General features: G+C 69.4%; 13 protein-coding genes and 2 pseudogenes. 10 read left to right on the top strand and 5 right to left on the bottom strand.

Going from position 1 to position 10736, the window contains the following annotated elements; translation table 11 throughout:
- Positions 1 to 448, bottom strand: a pseudogene (locus RDU12_RS06935) (hypothetical protein); the annotation flags it as partial.
- Between the two features lie 199 nt (positions 449 to 647).
- Between RDU12_RS06935 and RDU12_RS06930 the strand changes: the two are divergent.
- Both RDU12_RS06930 and RDU12_RS06925 read left to right on the top strand, forming a co-directional pair.
- Entirely contained in the window at positions 648 to 1040 is a 393-nt protein-coding gene (locus RDU12_RS06930; protein WP_308684334.1) for an NADH:ubiquinone oxidoreductase subunit NDUFA12, read from the top strand.
- Positions 1037 to 1732, top strand: a complete 696-nt coding sequence (locus RDU12_RS06925; protein WP_308684333.1) for a DUF2155 domain-containing protein — start codon at positions 1037 to 1039, stop codon at positions 1730 to 1732. Before RDU12_RS06930 ends, RDU12_RS06925 begins: the two co-directional genes overlap by 4 nt.
- Here RDU12_RS06925 and aat read toward each other — a convergent pair.
- The 4 genes from aat to aroQ are packed head-to-tail and all read right to left on the bottom strand — an operon-like array spanning position 1699 to position 4752.
- The gene (gene aat, locus RDU12_RS06920; protein ID WP_300292772.1) at positions 1699 to 2394 is read right to left on the bottom strand and encodes a leucyl/phenylalanyl-tRNA--protein transferase; all 696 of its coding nucleotides are present in this window, start codon (positions 2392 to 2394) and stop codon (positions 1699 to 1701) included. The genes RDU12_RS06925 and aat overlap by 34 nt on opposite strands.
- Before the next feature lie 4 nt (positions 2395 to 2398).
- A complete protein-coding gene (gene accC / locus RDU12_RS06915; RefSeq protein ID WP_300292770.1) occupies positions 2399 to 3751 on the bottom strand; it encodes an acetyl-CoA carboxylase biotin carboxylase subunit in 1353 nt (450 codons plus the stop codon).
- A 4-nt stretch (positions 3752 to 3755) separates the two neighbouring features.
- Entirely contained in the window at positions 3756 to 4265 is a 510-nt protein-coding gene (gene accB / locus RDU12_RS06910) for an acetyl-CoA carboxylase biotin carboxyl carrier protein (RefSeq protein ID WP_308684332.1), read from the bottom strand.
- Between the two features lie 19 nt (positions 4266 to 4284).
- Positions 4285 to 4752, bottom strand: coding sequence for a type II 3-dehydroquinate dehydratase (gene aroQ, locus RDU12_RS06905; protein WP_300290565.1), 468 nt, complete (start codon positions 4750 to 4752; stop codon positions 4285 to 4287).
- 102 nt (positions 4753 to 4854) lie between these two features.
- On the opposite strand from aroQ, the gene thiS reads away from it, so the two are divergent.
- The 8 genes and pseudogenes from thiS to RDU12_RS06865 form a co-directional block, all read left to right on the top strand.
- Positions 4855 to 5052: a sulfur carrier protein ThiS gene (gene thiS, locus RDU12_RS06900; RefSeq protein ID WP_300290567.1), complete on the top strand. Its 198-nt coding sequence runs from the start codon at positions 4855 to 4857 to the stop codon at positions 5050 to 5052.
- 9 nt (positions 5053 to 5061) lie between these two features.
- Entirely contained in the window at positions 5062 to 5841 is a 780-nt protein-coding gene (locus tag RDU12_RS06895) for a thiazole synthase (protein WP_300290569.1), read from the top strand.
- A 355-nt stretch (positions 5842 to 6196) separates the two neighbouring features.
- Complete coding sequence (locus RDU12_RS06890; RefSeq protein WP_300290571.1) at positions 6197 to 6664, top strand: DUF411 domain-containing protein; 468 nt, start codon at positions 6197 to 6199, stop codon at positions 6662 to 6664.
- 220 nt (positions 6665 to 6884) lie between these two features.
- Positions 6885 to 8336: a serine--tRNA ligase gene (serS, locus tag RDU12_RS06885; protein WP_300290574.1), complete on the top strand. Its 1452-nt coding sequence runs from the start codon at positions 6885 to 6887 to the stop codon at positions 8334 to 8336.
- A gap of 4 nt (positions 8337 to 8340) precedes the next feature.
- Positions 8341 to 8736: a hypothetical protein gene (locus RDU12_RS06880; RefSeq protein ID WP_300290576.1), complete on the top strand. Its 396-nt coding sequence runs from the start codon at positions 8341 to 8343 to the stop codon at positions 8734 to 8736.
- 270 nt (positions 8737 to 9006) lie between these two features.
- Positions 9007 to 9798, top strand: a complete 792-nt coding sequence (gene surE, locus RDU12_RS06875; RefSeq protein ID WP_300290578.1) for a 5'/3'-nucleotidase SurE — start codon at positions 9007 to 9009, stop codon at positions 9796 to 9798.
- On the top strand, positions 9795 to 10439 hold the full coding sequence (locus RDU12_RS06870; RefSeq protein ID WP_300290580.1) for a protein-L-isoaspartate(D-aspartate) O-methyltransferase: 645 nt from the start codon (positions 9795 to 9797) through the stop codon (positions 10437 to 10439). Before surE ends, RDU12_RS06870 begins: the two co-directional genes overlap by 4 nt.
- A 111-nt stretch (positions 10440 to 10550) precedes the next feature.
- Positions 10551 to 10736: pseudogene (locus RDU12_RS06865) on the top strand (hypothetical protein); the annotation flags it as partial.

Here is a 10736-nt window from a genome sequence, read left to right as displayed (position 1 = left end):
CGCAGCGGCTGACCGCGTCCGCGACCGTCTGAAGCGAGGCGGCGGCGGCTACGACGGCGCTCGACGCCAGCCGGCCGGCCCGGCGGCGACCCATTTCGGCGGCGAGCCGCCTGCCGGCGGCGGGATCGGCGAGATCCAGCCAGCCCGGCATGACGGAGCAGGCGACGGCAGGGGTGGCGACGCCCAGCAACAGACCGGCCGCCAGTTCGCCGCCCGCATCGCCCTTGAGTCCCAGCCTCCGTGCAAATGCCGCGGCCGCCTCGGCGAGCGGATCGTCGCCCTGCGCGACGAATCCTTCGGCCTCGGCCCAGTCCAGCCAGGCCTCGACCTGGGCGTCGGGCCAGCTGTCAGGGGCTTGAGCCCGCGTGAGTCGGTCGGCTCGCTCGATCTCGCGCGCAGAACGGCGGGCGAGGGCGGCCAGCAGGGCGAAACGGAACGGCGGTCGCATGAGCGGTCTCGACAGGGCTGGGCCGAGTCTAACCCTCCTCACGGCTTTCGCAATAAATCTGGCGTACGAGAGGCGGGTTACCCCCAAGATGTTGAGATCGGCGGCTATCCCGGCGCGCTGGACGCAGCGCCTCCGGCTTTCTATGATCGGCCGATGTCGCCAGCCTCCCCCGCGCGACCCGAATGAGTGGAATTCCGACGTGCTAGGCAAGATCTTCGGCTGGACCAGCGGCGCGACCCTCGGCACCCTGTTCACCATCGCCAAACGCGGCGACCTGGTCGGCTCGGACGAGTTCGGCAATCGCTATTACCTGTCCCGTGACAACACCAGCTATGACGGCCGCCGCCGGCGCTGGGTGGTCTACAATGGCTATGCCGACGCTTCGAAGGTGCCGCCGGAGTGGCACGGATGGCTGCACTACACCTTCGACGAGCCGCCCACCGAGCAACCGCTGCCGCGTCGTGCTTGGGAGAAGGATCACCTGCCGAACCTGACCGGAACGCCCATGGCCTGGCGACCGCAGGGATCGCTGGCAGCCGACGGCCATCGCCCCGCCGCCACCGGCGACTATGAGTCCTGGCGTCCCGAATGAAGCGCAAGCACGCGATGCTCGCAGGCGTGACGGCGCTGGCGCTGCTGGCGTCGGGCGCGGTCGTCGCGTCCGCGCTGAACGACGTGCCGCAGGACGCCCAGCCGGCGCCGAGTCCGACTGCGGATCTGAATCGGCAGCCGACGCCGGCGCCAATCCCGATCCCGCTCCCGGACCCCCCGCGGCCCGTGCCGCAAGAGCCTGCGCCGGAGGCCGAGCCCGCGCCCACCCGGCCGGTCGCCATCACGCCGCCGGCTCCGGTGATCGTCGTGGCCGAGGCGCCGGCCGCGGAAGAGGACGAAGCTGAGGCCGAGGAAGAGGCCGAAGCGCGCGTCGAGGCCCCGACCGAACCGCCGCCGCCGCCCGGACGGCGCCAGCGTCGGCGGGTCGCGATCGTCGAGGCTGTCGACAAGATCACCGCTGAACGGATGCGGTTCGAAGTCGAGGTCGGCGGCCGGCCGGTGCGATTCCAGAAGACGCTGATCTTCACCGCACGGGCCTGCGAGGTCTCCGCCCCGGATGAATTGGTCGAGGATTCGATCGCCTATCTGGAGGTCAGCATTCAACCGCGGGGGGTTCTGCAGCCGGCGGACCCGCGCCAGATCTTCCGCGGCTGGATGTTCGCCTCGGCGCCGGCCGTCAACGGCCTCCAGCACCCGATCTACGACGCCTGGGTGGTCGGCTGTAAGGCGTAGGCGACGGCGTCCGCGCCGCTCATCGGCTCGAACAGCGCGCGCGTGTCAGGCTGCAGCGGCCGGACGGCCTTGAGCACTCTCAGATAGGCCGCCTGCGGCATTTCCACGGCCCCGAACTGGGTCAGGTGGGCGGTCAGGAACTGGGCGTCCAGCAGCCGCCAGCCGCCGCGCTTCAGCCGGGCGACCAGGTGGACCAGCGCCACCTTGGAGGCGTCGCGCTCGCGGCTGAACATGCTCTCGCCGAAGAAGGCGCCGCCCAGGGTGACGCCGTAGAGGCCGCCGACGAGGCGTTCGTCGCGCCAGCACTCGATCGAATGGACGTGACCGCGGCCCATCAGCTCGACGTAGAGGCGGCGGATGGGATTGTTGATCCAGCTGTCCTCCCGGCCCGGCCCGGGCGCGGCGCAGGCGTCCAGCACCGCCGTGAAGGCGGTGTCGACCCGGACCTCGAAGGGTTCGTTCCGGACCGTCCGCCTGAGCCGGCTGGGGATGCGAAAGCCGTCCAGCGGGATGACGCCGCGGCGCTCGGGCTCGACCAGGAAAATCCGCGGGTCGTCGCGCCCCTCGCCCATCGGGAAGACGCCGTTGACGTAGCAGTTCAGCAGTTCGTCGGGGCCGAAACCGCCGAAGGGGCCGCTGGCGCTGAAGCCGGGCTCTTCCACCGCGTCAGGCGTCGCCCTTCTGGCGTTTGGCCCAGTTCTCCAGCCAATGGATGTCGTAGTCGCCGGACAGGATGTCGGGCTCGGCCAGCAGCTTCTGGAACAGGGGGATGGTGGTGTCGATGCCGCCGATGACCATCTCGTTCAGGCTGCGCTTGAGGCGGGCGATGCACTCCTCGCGGTCGCGGCCGTGCACGATCAGCTTGCCGATCAGGCTGTCGTAATAGGGCGGGATCGAATAGCCGGCGTAGATGGCGCTATCCAGCCGCACGCCCAAGCCGCCGGGGGCGTGGAAGTCGGTGATGGTGCCGGGCGAGGGGGTGAAGGTCTCGGCGTTCTCGGCGTTGATCCGGCATTCGATCGAGTGGCCGGTGAATTTCACATCGGCCTGGGTGAAGGACAGCGGCAGGCCGGCGGCGATGCGGATCTGCTCGCGCACCAGATCGACGCCGGTGATCATCTCCGTCACCGGATGCTCGACCTGCAGCCGGGTGTTCATCTCGATGAAGAAGAACTCCCCGTCTTCCCAGAGAAATTCGATGGTGCCGACGCCAAGGTAGCCGATGGCGGCGATGGCCTTGTTGACCGTCTCGCCGATGGCGGTGCGCTCTTTCGCCGACAGGGCGGGAGAGGGGGCTTCTTCCAGCACCTTCTGGTGGCGCCGCTGCAGCGAGCAGTCGCGTTCGCCGAGGTGGACGACATTGCCGTGGCTGTCGGCGATGACCTGGAGCTCGATATGGCGCGGCTTCTGGAGATAGCGCTCCATATAGACGGCGCCGTTGCCGAAGGCGGCGAGGGCTTCCGACTGGGCGGTCTGGACGGCCTCGACCAGGTCGTCGGCGGTCAGGGCCACCTTCATGCCGCGTCCGCCGCCGCCCGCGGCGGCCTTGACGATCAGGGGGAAGCCGATGGTCTTCGAGGCCGCGATGGCCGCCTCGACGGTCTCGACCTCGCCGGCCGAGCCGGGGACGCAGGGGATGCCGGCCTCGAGCACCGTCTGTTTGGCGGTGATCTTGTCGCCCATGACCCGGATGTGCTCGGGCTTGGGCCCGATGAAGGTCATGCCGTGGGCTTCGACGATCTCGGCGAAGCGGGCGTTCTCGGACAGGAAGCCGTAGCCGGGGTGGATGGCCTGGGCGCCGGTGATCTCGGCCGCCGCGATGATCGACGGGATGTTGAGGTAGCTCTTGGCCGCCGGGGCGGGGCCGATGCAGACGCTTTCGTCGGCCAGCCGCACCCACATGGCGCCGCGGTCGGCTTCGGAGTGCACGGCGACGGTGGAGATGCCCATCTCCTTGCAGGCGCGGTGAATTCGCAGGGCGATTTCGCCGCGGTTGGCGATGAGGACCTTGGTGAACACCGGATCAGGCCTCAAGCAGGACGAGGGCTTCGCCGAACTCGACCGGCTGGGCGTCGCCGACCAGCACCTCGACGACGACGCCGTCGCGGGGGGCCTGGATCGGGTTCATGGTCTTCATGGCCTCGACGATCAGCAGGGTCTGGCCCTTCTTGACCTTGTCGCCCGGGGCGATGAACGGGGGGGCTTCCGGCGAGGCCTGCAGATAGGCGGTGCCGACCATCGGCGACTTCACCTCTTCGCCCTGTTTGGCGACGATGGTGGCGGGATCGGACGGCATGGAGGCGGGAGCGGCGGCCGACGGCGCGGGCGCAGGCGCATGGACGGCGGGCGCCGGAGCGTATTGCATCGGCGCGGCCACGGTGACCTCGCGGGCGACGCGGATCTTCAGATCGCCGCGCTCGACCTCGATCTCGGTCAGGTCGGTGTCGTTCAGGATGTCGGCGAGGCCGCGCACCAGGGCGGTGTCGATTTCGTCGTTCTTGAGCTTGGGCGCGGACGTCTTGGGATCGGCCATGGGTGCCTCGTATTACCTTCTAAACCGAACGGTCGGCGGCGGCGCGGTGTTCCTGCGCCAGCCGGAGAGCGGCCTTGACGGCCAGTTCGTAGCTGAACGGGCCGAAGCCCGAAACCACGCCGGCCGCGACCGGCGAAACATAGGAGCGGTGGCGGAAGCGCTCGCGCGCCGCCGGGTTGGACAGGTGACATTCGACGATCGGGATCGTCAGGGTCTTCAGGGCGTCCAGCAGGGCCACCGAGGTGTGGCCGTAGCCGGCGGGGTTGAGGACCAGGGCGGAGGCCTTCTCGCGGGCCTCCTGGACCCAGTCGATCAGTTCGCCCTCGTGGTTGGTCTGGCGGAAGACCACGGTCGCGGAAGCGGCGGCGGCCTCGCACAGGGCCTGGACGTCGGCCAGGGTCTCGCGGCCATAGATGTCGGGCTCGCGCACCCCAAGCAGGTTGAGGTTCGGGCCGTTCAGGACGTAGAGGACGGGGGTTTCGGGCATTCGCTCGAGATTATGACATCCGGCCGCGCGGAATCGGAGCGGCCTTTTAGCTGAGGCGTGGCGGTAATCAAACCGTCCGCCGCAAGAGATTGACGTAGCGTCATGCGCATTCAGGTCAATGGCGAACCGCGGGTGGTTTCGGCGACGACGGTTCTGGCCCTAGTCGAGGAGTTGGGGCTGGACGTGAGGAAGGTGGCCGTGGAGCGCAATCTGGAGATCGTGCCGCGGTCGCTGCATGCGACGACGGCGCTGGCCGAGGGGGACCGGGTCGAACTGGTGCAGTTCGTCGGCGGGGGCTAAGACGCCGCCATGACCACGCCCACAGACACCTGGACCGTCGCCGGACGGACGTTCAACAGCCGGCTGATCGTCGGCACCGGCAAATACGCCGACTACGCCCAGAACGCGGCGGCGGCCGAGGCGGCGGGGGCGGAGATCGTCACCGTGGCCCTGCGCCGGGTCAATCTGAGCGATCCGTCGCAGCCGATGCTGGTCGATCATGTGAAGCCCGACCGGTTCACCTTCCTGCCCAACACCGCCGGCTGTTTCACCGGCGAGGACGCGGTGCGGACGCTGCGGCTGGCGCGCGAGGCCGGGGGCTGGAACCTGGTCAAGCTGGAGGTGCTGTCGGACACGGCGCACCTGTATCCGGACATGGTCGAGACGCTCAGGGCGCTGGACCTGCTGGTCAAGGACGGCTTCGACGTCATGGTCTATTGCACCGACGACGTGGTGATGGCGAAGCGGCTGGAGGCGGCCGGGGCTGCGGCCATCATGCCGGCGGCGGCGCCGATCGGCTCGGGACTGGGCATCCAGAACCGGGTCAACATCCGGCTGATCGTCGAGCAGGCGGGCGTGCCGGTGCTGGTCGACGCGGGGGTGGGCACCGCCTCGGACGCCACCATCGCCATGGAACTGGGCTGCGACGCGGTGCTGATGAACACAGCCATCGCCGGGGCGAAGGATCCGATCCTGATGGCCAGCGCCATGAAGCATGCGGTGATCGCGGGGCGGGAGGCCTATCTGGCCGGGCGGATGCCGCGGCGGATGTACGCCAGCGCCAGCTCGCCGATGGCGGGGCTGATCTAGGGGCGGGCAGGTTTTACCCGGGTAAAAATCGAAAAACACCGTCCGAACCGTCCGGACCGTCCGGACCGTCCGAACCGTTCGGATCGACCGGGGCGTCTGTCGCGGCGCGGCGGGGATTCGGTTGTCAAAGATCCGGTCGGCAGTCTACGGCGCCGGCTTCCTGCGGCGCGTTCATGACGCTGGCGAAGCGGACGTCCGCAGCGAAAACAGCGGGTTGGCCGTTGAAAGTGTGAGGACTGGACGCGGATTTGCAGCGCAGCAAACGTCTTCGGTGGACGCCAGGTCGCAGGCGCACGGGATGGTCCGACGTTCAAACCGCCCGTAGGATCACGGATTACTCGCAAGGGGAACGACCATGCCGACCCTCAGCCGCCGGTTTCTCATCGCCTCCGCCGCCGCCCTGGGCTTCGGCGGGAGCGCGCGGGCGCAGACGCGGGGGAGCCGGGCGCTGGCGGTGTACAAGTCGCCGACCTGCGGCTGCTGCGAAGGCTGGGCAGCGCACATGCGGCAGGCCGGCTTCACGGTGGCGGTGCATGTGGTGGCCGATCCGGGGACGGTTCGCCGGGCCCGTGGCCTGCCCGATGCGCTGGCGTCATGCCACACCGGGGTGATCGACGGCTATGCGATCGAGGGCCATGTGCCGGCTGCGGACGTGGTGCGGCTGCTGGCCGAGCGGCCCGCGGCGATCGGCCTGGCGGCGCCCGGGATGCCGCTGGGGTCGCCGGGGATGGAGACGCCGGACGGGAGGAAGGCGCCGTTCGATACGCTGCTGGTGCTGCGGTCCGGGCAGACGCGGGTGTTCGTGCGGCACGGGCGGGGGTGATCCCGTCTCCTCCCTGTCGCGTAGCGATGGGGAGGTGGATCGACGGCGATAGCCGGCGAGACGGAGGGGCGGTTAAGCCGCACGACCGCAACTCCGCCACCAGCCCCTCCACCGCTTCGCGGTCCCCCTCCCCATTCGCAAGCGCGAACGGGGAGGAGACGCGGGTTGGCGGAATCCGCGGCGGGGGTTAGAGCAGGCGCTCCCCGAACCGAGACCGACCATGCACGACATCCGCGCCATCCGTGACAATCCCGCCGCCTTCGTCAGCGGGTGGTCGTCGCGCGGAATGCCGGAGGCGGAAGCCCGCGAACTGGTGGACCGCATCCTCGGCCTGGACCGCGAACTTCGCACCGCCCAGACGACCGGGCAGGAGGCGCTGGCGAAGCGCAATGCGGCGTCGAAGCTGATTGGCGCGGCGATGGCGAAGAAGGATATGGCCGAGGCCGAGCGGCTGAAGGGCGAGGTCGAGAGCCTGAAGGGCGAGATCGCGGCGGCCGAAAGCGTCGAGGCGGAGACCGGGAAAGAGCTGCGCGAGTTGCTGGCGGCGCAGAAGAACCTGGCGGCGGACGACGTGCCGGACGGCGAGGACGAGGCGGGAAACGTGCTGGTAGGGCAGCCGTGGGGCGAGCCGCGCAGGGACGGGCCGGCCAAGGATCACGCCGATCTGGGCGAGGCGCTGGGGTTGCTGGACTTCGAGGCGGCGGCGCGGATGAGCGGCGCGCGGTTCGCGGTGCTGAAGGGCGGGCTGGCGCGGCTGGAACGGGCCATCGGCCAGTTCATGCTGGACGTGCAGACGGCCGAGCACGGCTATCTGGAGGTCAATCCGCCGTATCTGGTCCGCGACGAGGCGATGTTCGGGACCGGGCAGTTGCCGAAGTTCGAGGAGGATTTGTTCCGCGGGGTCTATTACGACACCGCCGATTTTGATGCGAAGCTTGCTTGGCGTCTGGAAGGCATCCGCGCGCTTATCGCAGATATGTCAGCAGAAGATGCTGCGAAGGCCGCAGCATTCGATGTTGAAGGGTGGGCCGAGGCCCAAGCTTGGAAGGAGAGCGAGCGCCGGCGCTGGCTCATCCCCACGGCCGAAGTCTCCCTGACCAATCTCGTGCGCGAGCAGATCCTGCCGGAGGAGCAGCTGGCCGAGCCGATGCGGCTGACGGCGCTGACGCCGTGTTTCCGGGCCGAGGCGGGGTCGGCGGGACGGGATACGCGCGGGCTGATCCGGCAGCACCAGTTCCACAAGGTCGAGCTGGTCTCGATCAGCCGGCCGGAGGACTCCGAGGCCGAGCACGAGCGGATGGTGCGCTGCGCCGAGGCGGTGCTGGAGAAGCTGGAGCTGCCGTATCGGCGGATGCTGCTGTGCAAGGGCGACATGGGCTTTTCGGCGAAGAAGACCTTCGATCTGGAGGTATGGCTGCCGTCGCAGGGGACGTATCGCGAGATCAGCTCCTGCTCCAACTGCGGGGACTTCCAGGCCCGGCGCATGGATGCGCGGTTCAAACGGGCCGGGGAGAAGAAGACCGAGTTCGTGCACACGCTGAACGGCTCGGGCCTGGCGGTCGGTCGCACGCTTGTCGCGATCATGGAGAACTATCAGGAGCCGGATGGGCGCATCGCCGTTCCCTCCGCGCTGCTGCCCTATATGGGCGGCGTCACCCATGTCGGAGCCTGAGCCCATGAAGACCCTTGTCGCCCTCACCGCCGCCGCCCTGACCCTCGCGGCCTGCGCCACCAGCGCAACCAACACTGCGCCGCCGCCCGCCGGGTTCGACGCCTCGGCGAGCGAGTTCACCGGCTGGGTGCGGGTGACGGGCGAGGAGTTCCAGCTGTTCGGCGAGCAGCGCGACCTGCGCAATCCCGGTTCGCGCGCCTGCGTCTCGGGGGCCCTGCCGCGAAATGCGCAGCGGGCGTCGGGCGACATCTCGGGCTCGCAGGTGCGGTTCACCGGCCGGACCCTGGCCTGGGCCGAGCGCAACCAGGCCCAGACCCACGACTGGCAGGGTTCGAACATCAGCAACGGCTGCCGCAAGGACGTGGTGATCCTCGCCGACCGGGTCGAGGTGCTGCGGTAGGCCCGGACTCCTTGTCGGCCGAAGCGAAGCGGAGAGCCGGGACGCGTGGTCCCGCTTTCGTCGTCGCCCCGGAGAGCGCAGCTCGTCCGGGGCCAACGTTGAACCGACCCGGGTCCCGGTTCAGCCCTCCGGGCCGCCCGGGACTGGACGACGACGGGCCGGTCCGTCCCGGATCAGCGCTCCGCGCTGTCCGGGATGACAAGTTGCTTCCGAGGGGCAAGCGCCGATTTTTCGGGTGCGCGCCATCGGCGCAGGCTTTAGTCAGGCCCCATGCGAATCCTTCTGACCAATGACGACGGCGTCGAGGCCGAGGGCCTGGAATGCCTGGAGCGGATCGCCCGGACCCTGTCGGACGACATCTGGGTGTGCGCGCCGCAGGTCGAGCAGTCGGGCAAGGGGCGGGGCATCACCCTGACCGAGCCGCTGCGGGTCAATACGCTGGGTGAGAAGCGGTTCGCGGTGACCGGGACGCCGACCGACTGCGTTGTGCTGGCCGTCAACGACCTGATGCCGGCGCGGCCCGATCTGGTGCTGTCGGGGGTCAACCGGGGGCACAATGTCGGCGAGGACTGCTCCTACTCCGGGACGGTGGCGGGGGCGCTGCAGGGCATGGCCTTCGGCATCCGCTCGATCGCCCTGAGCCAGTCGCTGGAGCGGTTCCACGATGACGTGGTGGCCCACTGGGACACGGCGGAGGCCTATGCGCCGGCGATCATCAGCCGGCTGCTGGCGCAGCCGTGGCAGGCCGGGGTGGTGATGAACCTGAACTTCCCCAACCGTCCGCCGGCCGAGGTGACCGAGATCGAGGTGACGCGGCAGGGCTTCCGCGATCTCGGCGAGATGCATGCGGTCAAACGCACCGACCTGAGGGGGCGGGACTATTACTGGATGAGCTTCCGCGGGACCCGGCAGGACCATCCGGTCGGGACCGACCTGCGGGCCATGGACGAGGGCAAGATCTCGGTCACGCCGCTGCACATCGACCTGACCCACATGCCGAGCGTGCACGACCTGAAGGGCTTTCTGGGCGGGGCGCCGCCGAAGACGGTGGCGGCGGAATGAAGCTGAACGACGATCGCGCCGGACGTCTGATCCTCGGTCTGCGCCAGCAGGGGGTGACCGACCCCAGGGTGCTGGCGGCGATGGAGTCGATCGACCGGGCGGTGTTCGTGCACGAGAAATTCCTCGATCAGGCGTGGGAGGATCAGGCCCTGCCGATCGACTGCGCCCAGACCATTTCCCAGCCCTATATCGTCGGCCTGATGACCCAGGCGCTGGACGTGCAGCCGCGCCACCGGGTGCTGGAGATCGGCACGGGCAGCGGCTATCAGGCGGCGGTGCTGAGCCGGCTGGCGCGCTATGTCTATTCGGTGGAGCGCTATCGCAGCCTGCTGACCGAGGCCGAGCGACGGCTGAAGGAACTGAAGATCGACAATGTCATCACCCGGCACGGCGACGGCGGGCTGGGTTGGCCCGAGCAGGCCCCGTTCGACCGGATCATGGTCACGGCGGCGGCGCCGGGCGAGCCGACGGAACTGCTGCACCAGCTTAAGCCCGGCGGCATCCTGGTGTGTCCGGTGGGGCGCAGCTCGGTGCAGCGGCTGCATCGCTACGTCAGCCTCGAGGACGGCTCGTTCCGGCGCGAGAGCCTGGCCGAGGTGCGGTTCGTGCCGCTGGTCGAGGGGACGGCGAAGGAAGGGTAAGCGGGCGCGGGGCGAGGCGCGGGCAACGCCCCGTTAACCTTCCCGCCCAACTTTGGCGCGGTTTGCGGGGTCTGGTCCGGCGGGGCGGATTCGAGTTTGAGGAGCGGGCGAATGGTCGGGATCAGGGCGGGACTGAAGGCGCTGGCGGTGCTGGGGGCGATGAGCCTGACGGCGGCCTGCGCGAGCTATCCGTCCGAGCCGCGCTATCCGATCTACGCCGATGGGCCGCCCCCGGCGCGACAGCCCGCCTGGCCGGCCACGCCCGCGCCCAGCGGCGAGGGCGTGCGCGGTCCGACC

This window comes from Brevundimonas sp. (assembly GCF_031082345.1).
Classification (GTDB): domain Bacteria; phylum Pseudomonadota; class Alphaproteobacteria; order Caulobacterales; family Caulobacteraceae; genus Brevundimonas.
This window is presented reverse-complemented; position numbering and strand designations above follow the sequence as displayed.

Excerpts from the sequence above, each read along its gene's own strand:
- RDU12_RS06925 (WP_308684333.1), top strand. The coding sequence starts at position 1,037 with ATGAAGCGCAAGCACGCGATGCTCGCAGGCGTGACGGCGCTGGCGCTG.
- accB (WP_308684332.1), bottom strand. The coding sequence starts at position 4,265 with ATGGCCGATCCCAAGACGTCCGCGCCCAAGCTCAAGAACGACGAAATC.
- aroQ (WP_300290565.1), bottom strand. The coding sequence starts at position 4,752 with ATGCCCGAAACCCCCGTCCTCTACGTCCTGAACGGCCCGAACCTCAAC.
- thiS (WP_300290567.1), top strand. The coding sequence starts at position 4,855 with ATGCGCATTCAGGTCAATGGCGAACCGCGGGTGGTTTCGGCGACGACG.
- RDU12_RS06895 (WP_300290569.1), top strand. The coding sequence starts at position 5,062 with ATGACCACGCCCACAGACACCTGGACCGTCGCCGGACGGACGTTCAAC.
- RDU12_RS06890 (WP_300290571.1), top strand. The coding sequence starts at position 6,197 with ATGCCGACCCTCAGCCGCCGGTTTCTCATCGCCTCCGCCGCCGCCCTG.
- serS (WP_300290574.1), top strand. The coding sequence starts at position 6,885 with ATGCACGACATCCGCGCCATCCGTGACAATCCCGCCGCCTTCGTCAGC.
- RDU12_RS06880 (WP_300290576.1), top strand. The coding sequence starts at position 8,341 with ATGAAGACCCTTGTCGCCCTCACCGCCGCCGCCCTGACCCTCGCGGCC.
- surE (WP_300290578.1), top strand. The coding sequence starts at position 9,007 with ATGCGAATCCTTCTGACCAATGACGACGGCGTCGAGGCCGAGGGCCTG.
- RDU12_RS06870 (WP_300290580.1), top strand. The coding sequence starts at position 9,795 with ATGAAGCTGAACGACGATCGCGCCGGACGTCTGATCCTCGGTCTGCGC.